12 protein-coding genes and 1 rRNA gene are annotated in these 17772 nt (G+C 63.3%); 7 read left to right on the top strand and 6 right to left on the bottom strand.

Annotation, left to right across the window (positions count from 1 at the left end):
* Genes DK842_RS06980 through DK842_RS06970 form a run of 3 tightly spaced genes read left to right on the top strand, consistent with a single transcriptional unit; the run spans nt 1 to nt 3997 of the window.
* Entirely contained in the window at nt 1-1326 is a 1326-nt protein-coding gene (locus tag DK842_RS06980; RefSeq protein WP_114060811.1) for an efflux RND transporter periplasmic adaptor subunit, read from the top strand.
* Between the two features lie 3 nt (nt 1327-1329).
* On the top strand, nt 1330-3429 hold the full coding sequence (locus DK842_RS06975) for an HlyD family efflux transporter periplasmic adaptor subunit (RefSeq protein ID WP_232538618.1): 2100 nt from the start codon (nt 1330-1332) through the stop codon (nt 3427-3429).
* A 40-nt stretch (nt 3430-3469) separates the two neighbouring features.
* Nucleotides 3470-3997, top strand: coding sequence for a GNAT family N-acetyltransferase (locus DK842_RS06970; protein WP_114060810.1), 528 nt, complete (start codon nt 3470-3472; stop codon nt 3995-3997).
* 62 nt (nt 3998-4059) lie between these two features.
* Here the strand turns inward: DK842_RS06970 and DK842_RS06965 are convergent, their stop codons facing one another.
* Together DK842_RS06965 and DK842_RS06960 are read right to left on the bottom strand one after the other, a co-directional pair.
* Nucleotides 4060-4395, bottom strand: a complete 336-nt coding sequence (locus tag DK842_RS06965; RefSeq protein WP_114060809.1) for a hypothetical protein — start codon at nt 4393-4395, stop codon at nt 4060-4062.
* A 100-nt stretch (nt 4396-4495) separates the two neighbouring features.
* On the bottom strand, nt 4496-5083 hold the full coding sequence (locus DK842_RS06960; protein ID WP_114060808.1) for a phage tail protein: 588 nt from the start codon (nt 5081-5083) through the stop codon (nt 4496-4498).
* 168 nt (nt 5084-5251) lie between these two features.
* Between DK842_RS06960 and DK842_RS06955 the strand changes: the two genes are divergently transcribed.
* Nucleotides 5252-7522: a DNA internalization-related competence protein ComEC/Rec2 gene (locus tag DK842_RS06955; RefSeq protein WP_114060807.1), complete on the top strand. Its 2271-nt coding sequence runs from the start codon at nt 5252-5254 to the stop codon at nt 7520-7522.
* On the opposite strand, the gene DK842_RS06950 is transcribed toward DK842_RS06955, so the two are convergent.
* The 4 genes from DK842_RS06950 to DK842_RS06935 are packed head-to-tail and all read right to left on the bottom strand — an operon-like array spanning nt 7509 to nt 12292.
* Complete coding sequence (locus DK842_RS06950; protein ID WP_114060806.1) at nt 7509-8399, bottom strand: ATP-binding response regulator; 891 nt, start codon at nt 8397-8399, stop codon at nt 7509-7511. The genes DK842_RS06955 and DK842_RS06950 overlap by 14 nt on opposite strands.
* Entirely contained in the window at nt 8389-10965 is a 2577-nt protein-coding gene (locus DK842_RS06945; protein WP_114060805.1) for a sensor histidine kinase, read from the bottom strand. The genes DK842_RS06950 and DK842_RS06945 overlap by 11 nt, the downstream gene beginning before the upstream one ends.
* Nucleotides 10966-10976: 11 nt before the next feature.
* A complete protein-coding gene (locus DK842_RS06940) occupies nt 10977-11753 on the bottom strand; it encodes a ParA family protein (protein ID WP_114060804.1) in 777 nt (258 codons plus the stop codon).
* Between the two features lie 59 nt (nt 11754-11812).
* Entirely contained in the window at nt 11813-12292 is a 480-nt protein-coding gene (locus tag DK842_RS06935; protein WP_114060803.1) for a surface-adhesin E family protein, read from the bottom strand.
* Between the two features lie 270 nt (nt 12293-12562).
* Between DK842_RS06935 and recQ the strand changes: the two genes are divergently transcribed.
* The 3 genes from recQ (at nt 12563) to DK842_RS06920 (ending at nt 17643) form a co-directional block, all read left to right on the top strand.
* Nucleotides 12563-14359 carry a DNA helicase RecQ gene (gene recQ / locus DK842_RS06930; protein ID WP_114060802.1) on the top strand — a complete coding sequence of 599 codons (1797 nt, stop codon included), beginning with the start codon at nt 12563-12565 and terminating at the stop codon, nt 14357-14359.
* A 77-nt stretch (nt 14360-14436) separates the two neighbouring features.
* Complete coding sequence (gene argJ / locus DK842_RS06925) at nt 14437-15654, top strand: bifunctional glutamate N-acetyltransferase/amino-acid acetyltransferase ArgJ (RefSeq protein WP_114063653.1); 1218 nt, start codon at nt 14437-14439, stop codon at nt 15652-15654.
* A gap of 451 nt (nt 15655-16105) precedes the next feature.
* Nucleotides 16106-17643 (top strand): 16S ribosomal RNA (locus tag DK842_RS06920).
* Nucleotides 17644-17772: the final 129 nt, after the last annotated feature.

Raw genomic sequence — 17772 nt, 5'->3', positions numbered from 1 at the left:
ATGGGACACGCCGACCGCAGCCGGGAATTGGCGACGCTGCTGCAATTGCTGCACCGCGCCCGCGAGGCCGACAGCGCCGCGAGGCTGGGCTTCGTCATGGTCAACGAAACCCTGCAGCTGTTGCCCTATCGTCAGGCGGCATTGTGGCGCGGGGGCTTGCGCCACCATGTCGCCGCCTTGTCCGGACTGGCCGAGCCGGACCCCACCGCGCCCTATCTGCAATGGCTGTCCGCCCTGTTTCGCCATCTGGAGCGCGAAGGGGCGATCCGGAGCAGCCAATCTCTCAGCGCCGCCGTCTTGCCCGAGGCGCTGGCTGAGGAGTGGGCCCACTGGCTGCCAGAGCACGCCTTGTGGCTGCGGCTGGGCGAGCACGGCGCGCTGCTGCTGGCGCGCGATCTGGCGTGGAGCGAATACGAGATCCGCTTGGCCGAGGAACTGTCGCATGGTTATGGCCACGCCTTGCGCCAGCATGCGCCTCGGCGCAATGTCAGAGCGCAGGCCTTGGACTGGTTGAAGTCCGGCCGCCATCGGCGACGCGCGCTGGTCGCCGCTCTGCTGATCGCCTGCCTTCCGGTTAGGCTGAGCGTGCTTGCCCGGGCCGAGGTGGTGCCCAGCGCCCCCCTGTTGCTGCGCGCGCCTGTTACGGGCGTGATCGAGAAAGTGTCGGTGCTGCCCAACCAGCCGGTCAAACGAGGCGCGGCGCTGTTCGATCTCGACGCCACCGTCCTGTCCAGCCAGCTCGCGCTGGCAAGGGAAGAAGCCAGAGCCGCCGAGGAAAGCTTTCGCGCCAGCGCCCAGCTGGCGTTGACTGACGACAAGGGGAAGATGGCACTGGCGCAGGACAAGGCCAGGCTGGAGGAAAAGGATATCAACGCCGATTACGCCCGCCGCGAGCTAAAGCGGCTGCATGTCACCGCGCCCGCGGATGGGGTGGTGGTGTTTTCCGATCGCAACGACTGGCTGGGCAAGGCTGTTGCCCAGGGGGAGAGGGTCATGACGCTGGCAGACCCCGCCAGGGTGGAGCTGACGGCCTGGCTGCCCGCCGCCGAGGCGATAGACCTCTCGCCTGGCGGGCAGGTGACCTTGTACCCGAATGCCTCTCCCTTCCACTCCTACGACGCTGCCCTGTTGCGCATCGCTTACAAGGCAGAGGTCGGCGAGGGCAATCTGCTGGCTTATCGCCTGCAGGCCAGGTTTGTCGACGGCCAGCGATTGCCGCTGCTGGGGCAGATGGGTACTGCCCGGGTATATGGCGACTGGGTGCCCTTGTTTTATTACGCGCTGCGCCGGCCGCTGACCGCCGCGCGGCAATGGCTGGGCTGGTAGGGCATGGCGGCCAAGCCGTTGCCGCCGCTGCGGCAAGAGTTGACGCTGCATGCGGGACCGGAGCTGGCTGACGGGTCATCCAGCTGGATGCTGCATGACCCGGCTGCCAATCGCTATTACCAACTGGGCTGGGCGAGTTTCGAGATGCTGTCGCGCTGGCAACTGGGCGCCGTCGCGGCTGTGCTGGAGGCGGTGAACGCCGAGACCACGCTGCGCCTGACAGATGACGACATGGCCCAGCTGCTGCAATTCCTGACGCAGCATCAACTATTGCAGTGCGCGGATAGCGATTGGCTGTGGCGGGTCCGTCAGGCGGGCAGGCCCGGCCATGCAATGTGGCTGCTGAAAAATTACCTGTTTTTCCGAATTCCACTGGTCAGGCCGGAAGCCTGGCTCAACCGTTTGCTGCCTTGGTGCGGCTGGCTGTTTCGCCCTGGATTCTGGTGGGGCATGGCTGCGTTGTCGTTGCTGGGCTTGGCGCTGGTTTCGCGGCGCTGGGACGAATTCACCCATACTTTTTCCGCATACGGCGGCTGGTCGGCGGCGCTCGGCGTCGCCGCGTCTTTGAGCCTGGCCAAGATATCGCACGAATTGGGACATGCGCTGACCGCCAGACATTTCGGTTGCCGTGTGCCGGCGATGGGGGTGGCTTTTCTGGTAATGGTGCCGGTGCTGTACACCGACACCAATGACGCCTGGAAGCTGCCTTCTCGCAGGCAGCGGCTGTTGATCGGCGCCGCGGGCATGTTGACCGAATTGGTATTGGCCGCGCTGGCCACGCTCGCCTGGTGTCTATTGCCGGAGGGGCCGTTGAGGGCCGGGTCCTTCCTGTTGGCCACGACCACCTGGCTGGCGACGCTGGCGGTCAATTCCAGTCCTTTCATGCGCTTCGACGGCTACTTCCTGCTGTCCGATTGGCTGGGCGTGCCCAATCTGCATATCCGGGCTTTTGCGTTGGCGCGCTGGCAGCTGCGGCGTTGGCTGCTGGGGCTGGATGATCCGGTTCCGGAACATTTCCCCATCGCACGGAGGAGAGGGCTGGTTCTGTTCGCATGGGCAACTTGGCTGTACCGCCTGGTGTTGTTCACCTCCATCGCGCTGTTGGTCTACCACATGTTCTTCAAGGCCCTGGGCTTGCTGCTGCTGTTTGTCGAATTGGGGTGGTTCATCGTCCGGCCTGTCGTTGCCGAGATGATTGTCTGGCAGCGCCGTCGCGGCGATCTGGGCTGGAGAAGCGAAACCCGCCGCAGCGTCGCGCTGCTTGCTTTGGCTTTGCTGTTTCTCGTTCTGCCGTGGCGAAGGGAGGTGTCCAGCCCCGCGGTGATGGAGGCGATGCAATCTCAGGGCCTGTATGCGGCGGAGCCCGCCATGGTGGCCGAGGTGGCAGTAAAGGAGGGACAGATGGTCAAGGCGGGGCAGCCGCTGGCCAGACTGGATTCGGCTCAGCTGGAGCATCAGCTGGCTCTGGCGAGGGTGGCGGAGGCGGACTTGGCTTGGCAGGTTGCGCAACAGCCATTCAATGCCGAGTTGCAGCAAAAGGGCACGGCCTTGAGCCAGCAGTGGCTGGCGGCCCGGCAGCAGGTGGCAGGCTTGTTGAGCCAGCGGCGGCGCTTGGTGTTGACTGCGCCGTTTCCTGGCCGGGTGGCCGATGTCAGCGATGCGTTGCGCGCCGGTACAGTGGTGGCGCAGGGAGAGCGTTTGATGCAGGTCGTCGGGTTGGCCGGAGTACGGGGCGAGGCCTATGTGGACGAGGAAGGTTTGGCCGGGCTGCGGCAGGGAGACGCCGCGCGCTTTGTCGCCGATAGCGGAGAGCATCTATCCGTCGCTTGTCGCCTGGGGCCGATCGACAGGCTGAACCTGCCGGTCCTGGACCAGCCGATGCTGGCGTCCCTGTACGGCGGGACGATTCCAGTCGAGCAGCGCGAGCATGGGCTGGTGCCGTTGAGCGCCATTTTCCGGGTACGCCTGGAGGCGTGTGACCGGCAGCCGTCTCCTGCGCGCGAGGTTTCCGGCTGGGCGCGGCTGAGCGGCGAGCGTCACAGCCTGTTGGCGTTGGGTTGGCGGCGACTGGGAGCGGTGCTCGAGCGCGAGGCTGGCTTGTGAGTGATTCGATTCGTTCTAATTTAACGACAAGGAATGCCAAATGGCTGCCGAACTTAATTTCTCCTCGCTGTGCCACGATTTGTCCCTGCGCCCTGCTGGGCCGTTGGATGCGCCGTGCATCGAACGCATTTACCGCAGCGCGCGGCCGGATTTGCAGTGGATAGACGGCGGCGTCGAGCTGATCGACAGCGTGCAGCGTCAGCAATTGCAGGTATTGCAGCAGGGAACCGGGCAGCAGTACCCGAACGCGATGCATTTCATCGTCGAGAAAGCGGGGAGCGCGGTAGGGGCGGTGATGGTCGATTTCGGCCACAACGAGGTGCGCATCATTTTCCTGGCCATGTTGCCTGAAGCGAGAGGGCGGGGATATGGCAAGACCGTGCTGCAGGGCTTGCAACAGGCGGCCAGGCAAGTGGGCGCGCCGCTGGCCGCCGTGGTGTGGCATCACAATGGCGAGGCGCGCGGCGTGTACCAGTCATTGGGTTTTGTGATGGAGGAAGCCGGCGCGATGGCGGACAAGCTGGTTTGGCATCCGCAAGCTCAGCGGACGAGGGTGGGCGCTGGCTGAGCGGCTTCGGAGCGGGCCGCCGGCAGGCGCCGCTGCGATGGCCCGCGCTCGCGCGGGCGGTTTCAGTTGAACGGGAGCTGGAAGTAGCAGTGGCTGCGGTCTCTGCCCATCGCTCCGGTGCGGCTGATCCATACATTGTCCAGCGTGCGCTCGGGCAGCGCGCCGACGGCGGGCAGGCTGAGGCGGCCTACGGCGTCGACCAGATCAGTCTGCGAGGCTGCGACCAGCTCCACGACGAAAGGGGTGCGTTCGACGCCTTCCCGGCCGGGAACCTGGGACAGGGGCTTCTGCCGGATCGATTGCACTTTCAATTCCAACTCCGGCAATGGGTGTGCCTGAAAACGGCAGCTATGCCCTATCAGCGGCGCGAAGTCTTCGCAGCTAAGCGTGTCCAGCATATTTCTTCCCCTTGAGTCACCGGCGGCGCGCCGCGCGCGCCGCCGGATTGGCATGCCTGACATCGTGGCCAGGCGGCATGGTGGATGAGTCTGGCGGGTTTTATTGGCGGGTCGGGAACAGGCCTTGCACCGCGATACAGAAGTTCAGCGCCAGATAGGGATTGAGCACGCTGACCGGGGTGTTGCCGCCGGCCACGTCGGTATTGCCGCTCAAGCCCAAGCCCTTGACGGTGACCGGACTTTCCAGCTGCTGGCTCCAGATGGTCGCCAGGCCGGTGCCGCCGCCGGACGCGCCCAGATAGGGGTTGCTGGCGCTGGGGGAACTGGCCGGGGTCGTCGGATTGGGAATGGTGCTGGCTTGGAAGCTCACGTTGACGGCGGAGGTGCCATGGTTGTGCACCGGCATGTTGGCGGTCAGCAGGGCGACGGTTTGCTGGCCGCCGAAGTTGCCGATCGCGTAGGAGGGCAGGTTGTAGGTGGGCTGGGCCGGGCCGGTGCTGATCGGCATCCGTCCGCACAGGTTGGGCAACTGGAAGGTGGTGCTGCCGTTGCCGCCGTAATGGTTGCCGATCACGGCGAACAGGGCCTGATTCTGGCTGACTTGCAGCGTCTGGCCCTGGCATTGCGCCCAGTCTACCGGAGGGTAGTCAAAGGCAAAGGGGATAATGCTGCCGATATAAGCTTCCACGTTCGCTCCTTCGTCAGATGATCCCGTCGGCGGGGTGCCGGCAGGGGGAAATGCCTTGCGCTTGACATAGGTTTAGCCCATTGGGTTTTAAATTCAATCAACATTGTCCTTTGTTTTGTTTAGTGGTTTTACTTAGCGAACAACAAAAGAAGGGGATCGGAGGCCGGCATGGCCCGATGGATGGCTTGGGTAGCGGGCATCATCGCCTGCGCGTTTCTGCCGGCCTTGCCCGGGATGGGGTGGCTGGGCATGATGATTGCCATAGCTGCGGCGCTGGCCTGGCAGGTGCGTTTGAGGCCTGGTGCGCGGGAGGCGGTTTTGTGTCTGCTGGTTTTCGTGCTGGGATTGGGTTATGCCGCGCTGCGCGCGCAATGGAGGTTGGAGCAGGCTTTGCCGCCAGCGTGGTGGCAGAAGCCGGTGGCGCTGACGGCGACCGTCAGGGGGTTGTCCGATCCGGGAGAGTACGGTGTTCGGCTGGTGTTGGAGGTGGAGCGTACCCTGACGCCTGGCGTGGTATTGCCGGGGCGGGTTCAGTTGCACGACTACCAGAAACGAGACTGGCCGCCGGGCAGTCGCTGGCAGCTGAGCGCGCGCTTCAAGCCCAGGCGGGGCAGCGCCAATGCTTTCGGCTTCGACTCCGAGCGCTGGTTGTGGTCGGAGGGACTGCTTGCCAGCGGCTCGGCCGCCAAACCGAGACAACGCCTGCCGGACCGCAATGACTTGATGGCTTGGGTCGATCAATGGCGCGGCGGCCAGGTCGCCCGCATAGAACGCGTGCTAGGCTCTGGCCGCGAGTCGGCGTTGGTGGCGGCTCTGACCGTGGGGGCGCAGCAGAGGATAGCGCGTGAGGATTGGCGACTGTTTGCGGCCACGGGCCTGACCCATATCGTATCGGTATCCGGTCTGCACATCACCATGCTGGCTGGGCTGGCCGCCTGGGCATGCGCCAGGCTGCTCCGGCATGTTCGAGGCTTGCGCGCGCCACGGGTGGCGACCGCGATGCTGGCGCTGTCTGCGGCGGCGCTGTATTCGCTGCTGGCGGGCTTCACGGTGCCGACTCAGCGGACGCTGTTCATGTTGGCGGTGGGCAGCGCCTGCTTGCTGTGGCGACGTCAGTTGTCGCCGTTCCAGGCCTGGTGGCTGGCGTTGGCGCTGGTGTTGTTTCTGGATCCGTTCTCGGCGCTGACGCCCGGTCTGTGGCTGTCCTTCGGCCTCGTCGCGGCCCTGATGCTCAGTTCGCTGGCGCGGCGGCGTCCGGCTGCGGGCTGGCGGGCCGCGGCTGCGGGGCAATGGGCGGCTGGCGTGGCCAGCCTGGTGCCGCTGGCAGCGTTGTTCGGTGGCTTTCCCCTGCTGTCGCCGCTGGCCAATGCGTTGGCCATACCTTACGTTTCCATCTTGTTGACGCCGGTGTCCCTGTTGGCGGTAGCCCTGCCTTGGGACGGTTTGCTGCCGCTGGCGGGATGGCTGGTGCGGGGGTTCTATTGGATGGTGGAGGCTTGCGCGCGGGGGCCCGCCTGGCATGTCGCCGGCGCGCCATGGGCGATGTTGGCGCTGGCGGCGGCGGGCAGCGTCTGGCTGATCGCGCCGCGAGGCGTGCCGGGCAAGCCGCTGGCCGCCATGTTGTTGCTGCCCCTGCTGGTTTATCGTCCGCCAGGCCCGGAATGGGGAGCGATGAGGGCCACGGTGCTGGATGTGGGGCAGGGCTTGTCGGTGCTGGTGCAGACGGCTGATCACGCCTTGTTGTTCGATACCGGCGCCGGCGAGGCGGGCCGGGTGGTGCTGCCTCAGTTGCGCGGCCTGGGCATAGACAAGCTGGACGCGCTGCTGTTGTCGCATCATGACAGCGATCACGACGGCGCCGCGGCTGGCGTACGAGCCGAACTGCCGGCGGCGCGCGTGCTGGCTGGGCAACCGGAGACCGTTGCGGGGGCTTCCGCTTGCATGCAGGGGCAGGGCTGGGCTTGGGACGGCGTTCGTTTCGATGTGCTGGGGCCGCCGCCGGGATGGCGCGCGGATGACGACAATGCCCACAGCTGCGTGTTGCGTGTGGCCACCGCGCGCCAGGCGCTGCTGGTGAGCGGCGATGCGCCGGCGGCACTGGAGGAGGCCTTGGCGGCGCAGGATAATCTGAGGCTGGCCAGCAGCGCGGTGATCGCCGGCCATCACGGCAGCCGCACCGCGACTAGCGAGTCCTGGCTGCAAGCTGTCCGCCCTCGCGTGGCGGTGATCAGCGCCGGGCATCTGAATCGTTATCGCCATCCGCATCCACAGGTGCTGGAGCGCTTGCGGCAAGCCGGCGCGACAGTACTGCGGACCGATCTGGACGGCGCGCTGACGCTGGACATGGGCCGGGAGCTGGCCTGGCGCTGCCTGCGGCGCGAGGAGGCTCGTTATTGGCGCGATGCAGGGGCTTGCGGAGAAACGGTCACGCCAGGCTGACCGTCGCCACCACCCGGTTGCCCTTGCCCTGGTAATGCAGGTCGTCGAAGGACAGCTTGCGCGCGATCAGGATGCCGCGGCCATGGCTGTTCATCAGCGATGCCGGCTCGGCATCCTGGTAATAGGCCCAATCAAATCCCGGCCCCATGTCCTCGATGGCGAACTGGACCCGATCGCCTTGATGAACGAACTCCACCGCCACTTCTCGCTCGGCGTAGGCTGGGGAGCGCAACCGATTATCCAGTTCCTGCTCCCAGTCGCCGCTGGCCATCAGCTGGCTTTTTTGCTCGTAGCTGATCTCCAGATTGCCGTGCTCGATGGCGTTGACCAGCAGTTCGAACAGGCCGGTCGCCACCCGCTCCGGTTGGGGGCAGGTCTTGGCCAGCAGGGCGGTGACGGCCTGGGCTTCGCGGTGGCTGCGGCAGCGGAACGTGGCGGAGCGCAGGTGGCGCAGCGCGTCCACGTGCAGATTGGCCAGCTCGCGGAAGTGGGCGTAGCGGTCCCAGTGGCCTACCGCGGCTTCGACGATGGCCAGCAGCATGTCGCGGGAGAACGGCTTGGTCAGGTAGTAGAATGCGCCCGCAGCCAGCCCCTCCTGCACGCTGGAGGCAGCGCCCATCGCCGTCTGCATGATCACGGGCAGGAACTCCAGCCTGGGCTCCGCCTTGATCTTCTTCAGCACGTCGAAACCGCTCATGCCCGGCATCATCTTGTCCAGCAGCACGGTCGAGTACTGCTCGCCTTCCCGCGCCAGGATATCCCAGGCGATCTCCCCGTTTTCGGCTTGCTGGGTTTCGTAGCCGGCGTCCTGCAGCAGTTCCGCCATCAATTCCAGGTTGAAGGGCTCGTCGTCGACGAGCAGGAGTTTATGTGGCATCGGAGTCTTCCTCCTTCATGAGCTGAAAATGGCGGGGGATGGCGAATGTGAAGATGGCGCCGCCGCCCGGCAAGTTGCCGGCGGTGATCCAGCCGTGATGGGCATGCAGGATCTCCCGGCAGATGGCCAGTCCCAGGCCGGTACCGCCGGCGCCGGTCTTGGTGGTGCTGCTCTGGATGAATTTGTCGAAGATGGTTTCCAGCTCCTTGTCCGGAATGCCGGGACCTGAGTCCTCCACACTGACCATGATCCAGTCTTGTCCCTCGCGTTCGACCTGATGCGCCTGGATCCGTATTTCGGAGCCGGGGGGACTGAACTTGATCGCGTTGGACAGCAAGTTGCGTATCACCTGGCCCATGCGGAAGGGATCGATGTCGGCGATCAGCAGGTCAGGTTCGCAAACCAGTTGCAGCTGAATCTGGTTGCGGGCGCCCAGCGGGGTCATTTCGTCGCCGGCCTCGCGCAAGCACTGGGTCAGATTGCCGCGGCCGATCGCGTACTCCATTCTGCCCACCTCCATCTTGGCCATGTCGAGCAAGTCGTTGAGCAGGGTCAGCAGTCGGCTGCCGCTGGTGTTGATACGGGCGAAGTATTGTTCCAGCTTGGTTTCGCCCATGCCCTGGGCGCGCAGCTGGCCCATTTCCGTGAAGCCCAGGATGGCGTGCAGCGGCGTTCGCAGCTCGTGAGACATATTGGCCAGGAACTCTGTCTTGGCGCGACTGGTCTCCTCGGCCAGTATCTTGGCGTGGCGCAGCGTCTCTTCCACCGCGCGCTGGGCGGAAATGTCCTGGTATACCCAGATGGTGCCCAATTTGGGCACCGAGGGGTTCACCGCACGGCCATGCAGCCGGCACCAGAACAACTGGCCTTTGCCTGTGCGCAGTTTGACTTCGGTCTGCACCACCTTGCCGTCATTGAGCAGACTGTACAGCGCCTTGCCGGTGCGTTCCCATTGCTCCGGGTTCTCGAAGTAGTGCATGGTGGGGTGGCCTATGACGTCCATGCCTTGTTGCTGGAACAGCTCCAGAAAGGCGTGGTTCACCTGGCGCAGATGGCGATCGACGATATAGGCCATCGCCAGCGGGCTGGCGTCCAGCAGCGCCGCCAATTGGCGGCTTTGCACCTCTACCTGCTCCGCCAAGCTGTTTTTCAGCTTGATCAGCGCTTCTTCCTGCTCCTTGCGACGGGAAATGTCGCGGCACACGGTGACGTAGAACCAGTCATCTGGCATCACCACCCGGCTCAGGGACAGCTCCACCGGCAAATGCTGGGCATCGCTGCGGGAAAGATGGGCTTCGAACGGGCGCCCTTCATGGCGCTGGGCCGTATGTTCGAAGGCATGTTCGGGCGAGGCGTTGTAGAGTTCGGGGAACAGCACGCCCACCGGCAGGTTTTCCAACGACTGGGCGCTTTGCTCCACCAGTTTGGCCGCGGCGGGATTGGCCTGGATGATGTGGCCGCTGCGGTCTATCAGGATGATGGCGTCCGAACTCGCCTGCAGGATGGCGCGTTGCCTGGCCTCGCTTTGCGCCAGCGCCTGTTCCGATTGCTCGCGGTCGCTGATCTGTTCGCGCAGGGTGCGATCGTTTTCCAGCAACTGCTGACGCAGCTGCTCGGCTTGGGCCTCTTCGCGCAGCTGGGCGCGCAATTGGCGGTGCTGCATCAGCAACAGCGCGGCCAGCATGAGCGCGGAGGCGGCCAGTATGGACCAAGCGACGGGGCCGAGCTGAGCGCGCACTGGGCGCAGCGCGTAGGCGCCCAGCTGCAGTTCCGCGCCGCCCAAGGTGCTGTGTCGTGAGAAGATGGGCGAGTCGGTGGGCAGCGGCCGTCCGGGAGACGAGTCGAGCAGAGGCCGGTCCGGTTGGCTCTTGCCCCAAACCAGAAGCCGGACATGGTGCAACGGGTTGCCGCTGATCAGTTCATTGCTGATGGGTTGGATCAGCTTGTCCTGGCGCAGGTGAAGCAGCAGGAGAGTGTGGTCGTTGCCCAGGCGGGTAACCACGTCCAGGCGAGACGAGCCCGAATCCAGCGGTTGGCCGGACAGCAGCATCGGCAGATCGCTGCGTCGGGCCAGGTCCAGCACCCACTTGGCATTGCCGCTGCGGCTGAGATCCAGCCCCTGGGGCAGCGCGTTGGCGTCGTCGGGCAGGTAGCTGGCCACCGGATAGTATTGAAGCTGGATGGGGCTAGCCTGCAAATGATGGTTTTGCAGGATGCGTATGCTGGTGGCGATGCGGTTCTCGAACGCCGAGCGGCGGTTTTGCTCCACCAGCTCCACCGTGCCGATGCCGGCGAAGACGCTGTCGTCGCGGACGACGCGGCGGGCGAGCTCGGTCAATCCGCGGCCAGGGTCGCTCGCCAACTGCTGCGCCAGCACGCGGGAATGTTCCAGCGCGTTCTGCATCTGCAACACGACGATGCCGGTGCCTAAGGCGCCCCAATGCTGCAGTTGCTGCTGGCGTTCTTCCCGATCATGCTCCAGCAGCAGCCCGTATTCGCCCAGCAGCAGGCCCATGCCCAGCAGGCAGCATAGCAGCAGGGAGCTGAGGCGGTTCAACCTCGGCATGGGGCTCCTCGTCAGCGATCGGTCAACTCTTGATACAGGGCCTCGAATTCACGGGACAGCTTGTGGCGCGGGTCCAGGTAGATCATGGGTCGAGCGGCCTGGTGGGACTCGCGGATCCTGACCGAGGCCGACAGCGGCGAGGCCAGCACCGGCAGGCCTTCCGCCTTCAATTCGTCCACCAGCCGCACCGGCAGGCTGGCGCGCGGCTGGAACTGGTTGACCACAATGCCTTCGATGAACAGATCGGGGTTGTGGTCGGCGCGAATCTCATCCGCGCTTTCTTTCAGGTTATAGAGGGCGTGGCGCGAGAACGCATCGCAATCGAAGGGAATCAGGCAGCGGTCGGCGGCGATCAGCGCCGAGCGGGTGTAGAAATTGAGCGCCGGCGGCGTGTCTATCCAGATTTCGTCGTAGCGCGGGGCCAGCAAATCCAGCGCTTCCTTCAGCTTGAACATCTTGTAGCGCGATTCCAGCTTGGCCATCAGCTCAGCCAGCTCCGGGTGGGAGGCCAGCAACGCCAGGCCGTCTATCCCGGATTCGCGGACGAACTCGTGCGGCTCTTTGCCGAACAGCGAGATGCTGAGCATTTGCTGGAACAGGTCGGCTACGCTGGGGCCGGCTTCGCCTGCGGCGGCGCCCAGCAGATAGTGGCTGGCGTTGCCTTGGGGATCCAGATCGATCAGCAGCACGCGTCGGCCCCGGCTGGCCGCCACCGCGGCCAGATTGACGGCGATGGTGGATTTGCCCACCCCGCCCTTCTGGTTGAATACCACGCGTCGGATGGTCATGAAGGCTCCTGTTGTTGGGCGGTGCGGGGGCCGGCGCGGCCAGACTGGGGCTGCCGCGCTCAGAAGCCTGGCTGTCCTTTGCAAACCAGCAGCATTTGCTGGTAGCTGGCGGAGTTCTGCACCACCGGCATGGATTTTATCTGTGCGTCATTATAGGAGAAGGCGGCGATCTGGCGGCCGTTTTCATCGAACAAGGTCATGCCCAGCAAGCGGAAGGTGTGTTGTGCGCAATCGATCTGCCAGACGTTGAGCGAGGTCTTGTGCCGCGGCGTGGTCAGGAAATTTTCCTTCTTCAGGTTGAAGATGGTTTTGCGGTCGCGGAACGTCACCAGCGAGCCTTGGCGCTTGATCGACAACAGGTCCAGTTCGTTCAGAATGTTGCCGTTGGGAGAAACACCCAGATTCTGCCAGTCTGCGCTGGCCGGGGCCGGGGTGGCGGCCGCAGGTTTGACCGATTGCGTCGGGGTGCCCGGTTGGGGCGCGGTGGCGCAGCCTGCCAGCAGAAGCAGAGCGAGCAAGGGCGTGAAGAGAGTGCGCATGAATGTCTCCAAGAAGATGGCGCCAGTGTCGCATAGCGGCGGGCCGGGGAAAACTGTTTGCGGCGGAGGGGCAGATTTTTGCAAAAAGTTTGGAACTTTACCGCGCCGCCGCCGGTCTTTCGTAGTGCGAGAGCATTTTTCCTCTTCGTTTCACATTGTCTCCATCCAACTTGAGGCCGCCACAACCTGGCGGCCATTTTTTTGCCCGGCTCGTCCCGGGGCGCGCCTTGCCGTACAATGGCGCTTTCCCAGCCCCACTCCCATTCCGGCATGCACGACGCAGTCTCCATCCTCAATCATATTTTCGGCTATCCGGAATTCCGCGGGCAGCAGCAGGAGATCGTCGAACAGGTGGCCCACGGCGGCCACGCGCTGGTGTTGATGCCTACCGGCGGCGGCAAGAGCCTGTGCTACCAGATCCCGGCTTTGCTGCGCGACGGCGTCGCCATCGTGGTGTCGCCGCTGATCGCGCTGATGCAGGACCAGGTGGCGACGTTGCAGGAGCTGGGCGTGGCGGCCGCTTGCCTGAATTCCGCCACTGGCCCGGACGAGGCGCGCGACATCGCCCGCCAGGCCCGAGCCGGCACGCTGGACCTGCTGTATGTGGCGCCGGAGCGCTTGCTGACGCCGCGCTTTCAGGAATTTTTGGCTAGCTTGAAAGTCGCGTTGTTCGCGATCGACGAAGCGCATTGCGTCAGCCATTGGGGACACGATTTCCGGCCGGAATACCAGCAACTGGGCATGCTGGCCGAACAGTTCCCTCTGGTGCCGCGCATCGCGCTGACCGCCACCGCCGACGAGCAGACCCGGCTCGACATCATCCATTATCTGAAGCTGGCCGAGGCCAGGGTGTTCCTGTCCAGCTTCGACCGGCCCAACCTGTTCTACCAGGTGGTGGAGAAGCACAACGCCAAGAAGCAATTGCTGGACTTCATCCGCCAGGAGCATCAGGGCGCCACCGGCATCGTTTACTGCCTGTCGCGCAAGCGGGTGGAGGACACCGCGCAATGGCTGCGGGAGAACGGCATCGAGGCGCTGGCCTACCATGCCGGCATGAGCCACGCGGAGCGCGAGGCGAATCAGCGGCTGTTCCTGCGCGAGGACGGCATCGTGATGGTGGCCACAGTGGCCTTCGGCATGGGCATCGACAAGCCGGACGTGCGCTTCGTCGCCCACATCGACATGCCCAAGAGCCCGGAAAACTTTTATCAGGAGTCGGGCCGCGCCGGCCGCGATGGACTGCCGTCGGCCAGTTGGCTGTGCTACGGATTCAACGACGTGGTGCAACTGCGGCAGATGATAGAAGGCGGCGAGATGGCCGAATTGCAGAAGCAGGTGGAGCTGTCCAAGCTGGACGCGATGCTGGCATTTTGCGAAACCGCCGGCTGTCGCCGCCAGCACATCCTGGCGCACTTCGGCGAGGCGAGCAAACCCTGCGGCCATTGCGACAACTGCCTGCATCCTCCCATCACTTACGACGCCACCGAACCGGTGCGCAAGCTGCTGTCCTGCATCTATAGAGTGGGGCAACGCTTCCCCACCGGCCACGTCATCGATGTGCTGCTGGGACGGCAGAATCCGAGCATCGGCCACCATCGCCATGATCAGCTCAGCACCTACGGCATCGGCAAAGACATGAACCAGCGTTGGTGGCGCTCCATCGTCCGCCAGCTGGTGGCGCGCCAGTTGGTGCAGGTGGATATCGCCCGCGGCCAGTCGCTGGTGTTGACGGATGCCTGCCGGCCTCTGTTGAAGGGCGAGCAGAGCATCTATCTGCGGCCGCTGGCCGACGAGAAGAAGTCTCGCGGCAGCGGCGGCGCCGACCGCTGGCTGCGCACCGAGCGCGAGGAGCGGCTGTGGCAGGCGCTGCGCCGCTGGCGCCGGCAGGTGGCCGACGAGCACAATGTGCCGGCCTACGCGGTGTTTTCAGACCGCACGCTGCGCGATCTGGTGGAAAAGCGGCCGGACAGCCCGGCCGGCCTGCAGCGCATTTACGGTTTGGGCGAACTGAAACTGGCGCGCTATGGCGAGGCGCTCTTGAACTGCTTGCGCGAGGCGCAGGAATAGGCCAAATGATTTGCCCAGCCATGAGTGGCGAAATTCTTATACAATCTGTCGCATATATATAAATGCAGGAGAATTTCATGGCGGTGAATCTGAATCCCCCGCAAGCCAGCCAATTGCCGGCAGTCGCCGGCGTCGAACTGCTGGTCGGCTCGGCCGGCATCAAGACGCCTGGCCGCAAGGATGTGCTGGTGGTCAAGCTGGACAAGGGCAATACCGTGGCCGGCGTGTTCACCCGCAACCGTTTTTGCGCGGCGCCGGTGCGGCTGTGCCAGGAGCATCTGGCCGCCGGGGTGCAGATTCGCGCGCTGGTGGTCAACACCGGCAACGCCAACGCCGGCACCGGGGTGGACGGCCACAACCGCGCGCTGTCGGTTTGCCGGGCGCTGGCCGACCGGCACCAACTGCAGCTGGAGCAGGTGCTGCCGTTCTCCACCGGGGTGATCCTGGAGCCGTTGCCGGCGGACAAGATCATCGCTGCGTTGCCGACGCTGCATCAGGCCGACTGGACCGAAGCGGCCGAAGCCATCATGACCACCGATACCATCGCCAAGGCGGCTAGCCGCTTGGTGGAAATCGGCGGCAAGGCGGTGACGATCACCGGCATCGCCAAAGGGTCCGGCATGATCCACCCGAATATGGCGACCATGCTGGGCTTCGTCGCCACCGACGCGGCGATCACGCGGCCGCTGCTGAACCAGCTGGTGCGCGAGGTGGCCGACCAATCCTTCAACAGCATCACCGTGGATGGCGACACCTCCACCAACGACAGCTTCATCCTGATCTCCACCGGCAAGAGCGAGGCCGCGCTGATCGACTCCGACGAGCAGCCCGCTTACCAGCAGTTGAGGCAGGCGCTGCTGGAAGTGGCGATCGAACTGGCCCAAGCCATCGTCCGCGATGGAGAAGGCGCTACCAAGTTCATCACCGTGGAAGTGAATGGCGGCCGTTCGGTGGCCGAGTGCAAGGACGTGGCCTACGCCATCGCCCGTTCTCCGCTGGTGAAAACCGCCTTCTTCGCATCCGATCCGAACCTGGGACGATTATTGGCCGCCATCGGCTACGCCGGCGTGGCCGATCTGGATGTCGATCGTCTCGCCTTATATCTCGACGATGTGCTGGTCGCTTGCGATGGCGGCCGAAATCCGACATATAAGGAAGAGCAGGGCCAGGCGGTGATGAATCAGAGCGAAATCACGGTGCGGGTGGAGCTGGGGCGCGGCGCGGCCAGCGGCAAGGTCTGGACCTGCGACTTCTCCTATGACTATGTGCGTATCAATGCCGACTACCGCAGCTAGCGGAGCGCGCTAGATAAATTGCAAAATATCCTCATATAGAAAAAAGCCGCGAAATATCGCGGCTTTTTCAATTTTCCGTTGGCAAAATGGGCTGAGCGAGTGCTGGCACGGCAAAGCGCGGCAGCCTGTGGAAAGAAGGCTTTCTGCGTGATGTGTTTTATATCAAAGGGTTGTTGTCGATTTTTCGGATTTTTGATGTTTTTCTCAAAAAACCTGTTGACCGAGGGTGAGGGCGCAGGTATAGTTCGTCTCCTCAGCTGACGCAGCGAACGAAGCAGCGGGAACGAAACGGTTCTCCGGTGTGACGAAGGCAGCGAAAGCACTGCTCTTTAACAGAACGAATAACCGATAGGTGTAAGTGCTTGGTGAAAGCCAAATACTTGCACTGCAAGAGACAAGAGATACTTGTTTATTTCTTTGAACTTGCGTGCCAGAAAATTTGCTTGAGATTGAACTGAAGAGTTTGATCCTGGCTCAGATTGAACGCTGGCGGCATGCTTTACACATGCAAGTCGAACGGCAGCACGGGAGCTTGCTCCTGGTGGCGAGTGGCGAACGGGTGAGTAATGCATCGGAATGTACCGTGTAATGGGGGATAGCTCGGCGAAAGCCGGATTAATACCGCATACGCCCTGAGGGGGAAAGCGGGGGATCGAAAGACCTCGCGTTATACGAGCAGCCGATGTCTGATTAGCTAGTTGGTGGGGTAAGAGCCCACCAAGGCGACGATCAGTAGCGGGTCTGAGAGGATGATCCGCCACACTGGGACTGAGACACGGCCCAGACTCCTACGGGAGGCAGCAGTGGGGAATTTTGGACAATGGGCGCAAGCCTGATCCAGCCATGCCGCGTGTCTGAAGAAGGCCTTCGGGTTGTAAAGGACTTTTGTCAGGGAGGAAATCCCGCTGGTTAATACCTGGCGGGGATGACAGTACCTGAAGAATAAGCACCGGCTAACTACGTGCCAGCAGCCGCGGTAATACGTAGGGTGCAAGCGTTAATCGGAATTACTGGGCGTAAAGCGTGCGCAGGCGGTTGTGCAAGTCTGATGTGAAAGCCCCGGGCTCAACCTGGGAACGGCATTGGAGACTGCACGACTAGAGTGCGTCAGAGGGGGGTAGAATTCCACGTGTAGCAGTGAAATGCGTAGAGATGTGGAGGAATACCGATGGCGAAGGCAGCCCCCTGGGATGACACTGACGCTCATGCACGAAAGCGTGGGGAGCAAACAGGATTAGATACCCTGGTAGTCCACGCCCTAAACGATGTCAACTAGCTGTTGGGGGTTTGAATCCTTGGTAGCGTAGCTAACGCGTGAAGTTGACCGCCTGGGGAGTACGGCCGCAAGGTTAAAACTCAAAGGAATTGACGGGGACCCGCACAAGCGGTGGATGATGTGGATTAATTCGATGCAACGCGAAAAACCTTACCTGCTCTTGACATGTACGGAACTTGGTAGAGATATCTTGGTGCCCGAAAGGGAGCCGTAACACAGGTGCTGCATGGCTGTCGTCAGCTCGTGTCGTGAGATGTTGGGTTAAGTCCCGCAACGAGCGCAACCCTTGTCATTAGTTGCCATCATTAAGTTGGGCACTCTAATGAGACTGCCGGTGACAAACCGGAGGAAGGTGGGGATGACGTCAAGTCCTCATGGCCCTTATGAGCAGGGCTTCACACGTCATACAATGGTCGGTACAGAGGGTTGCCAAGCCGCGAGGTGGAGCTAATCTCAGAAAACCGATCGTAGTCCGGATCGCACTCTGCAACTCGAGTGCGTGAAGTCGGAATCGCTAGTAATCGCAGATCAGCATGCTGCGGTGAATACGTTCCCGGGTCTTGTACACACCGCCCGTCACACCATGGGAGTGAGTTTCACCAGAAGTGGGTAGGCTAACCGTAAGGAGGCCGCTTACCACGGTGGGATTCATGACTGGGGTGAAGTCGTAACAAGGTAGCCGTAGGGGAACCTGCGGCTGGATCACCTCCTTTCTAGAGAATGGCGATTGCCAAGTACTTACAGCCTATCGGTTATTCAAGTTAAGGGCATTTTCGATGAAAATCGGCGCAGCTCTGCGTTGAAAGCTTCCTCGTGTACTCGATGTACACGTCGTCAGCTTT

It is taken from the genome of Chromobacterium phragmitis, from assembly GCF_003325475.1.
Lineage (GTDB): Bacteria > Pseudomonadota > Gammaproteobacteria > Burkholderiales > Chromobacteriaceae > Chromobacterium > Chromobacterium phragmitis.
This window is presented reverse-complemented; position numbering and strand designations above follow the sequence as displayed.

Excerpts from the sequence above, each read along its gene's own strand:
- DK842_RS06980 (WP_114060811.1), top strand. The coding sequence starts at position 1 with ATGGGACACGCCGACCGCAGCCGGGAATTGGCGACGCTGCTGCAATTG.
- DK842_RS06975 (WP_232538618.1), top strand. The coding sequence starts at position 1,330 with ATGGCGGCCAAGCCGTTGCCGCCGCTGCGGCAAGAGTTGACGCTGCAT.
- DK842_RS06970 (WP_114060810.1), top strand. The coding sequence starts at position 3,470 with ATGGCTGCCGAACTTAATTTCTCCTCGCTGTGCCACGATTTGTCCCTG.
- DK842_RS06965 (WP_114060809.1), bottom strand. The coding sequence starts at position 4,395 with ATGCTGGACACGCTTAGCTGCGAAGACTTCGCGCCGCTGATAGGGCAT.
- DK842_RS06955 (WP_114060807.1), top strand. The coding sequence starts at position 5,252 with ATGGCCCGATGGATGGCTTGGGTAGCGGGCATCATCGCCTGCGCGTTT.
- DK842_RS06950 (WP_114060806.1), bottom strand. The coding sequence starts at position 8,399 with ATGCCACATAAACTCCTGCTCGTCGACGACGAGCCCTTCAACCTGGAA.
- DK842_RS06945 (WP_114060805.1), bottom strand. The coding sequence starts at position 10,965 with ATGCCGAGGTTGAACCGCCTCAGCTCCCTGCTGCTATGCTGCCTGCTG.
- DK842_RS06940 (WP_114060804.1), bottom strand. The coding sequence starts at position 11,753 with ATGACCATCCGACGCGTGGTATTCAACCAGAAGGGCGGGGTGGGCAAA.
- DK842_RS06935 (WP_114060803.1), bottom strand. The coding sequence starts at position 12,292 with ATGCGCACTCTCTTCACGCCCTTGCTCGCTCTGCTTCTGCTGGCAGGC.
- recQ (WP_114060802.1), top strand. The coding sequence starts at position 12,563 with ATGCACGACGCAGTCTCCATCCTCAATCATATTTTCGGCTATCCGGAA.
- argJ (WP_114063653.1), top strand. The coding sequence starts at position 14,437 with ATGGCGGTGAATCTGAATCCCCCGCAAGCCAGCCAATTGCCGGCAGTC.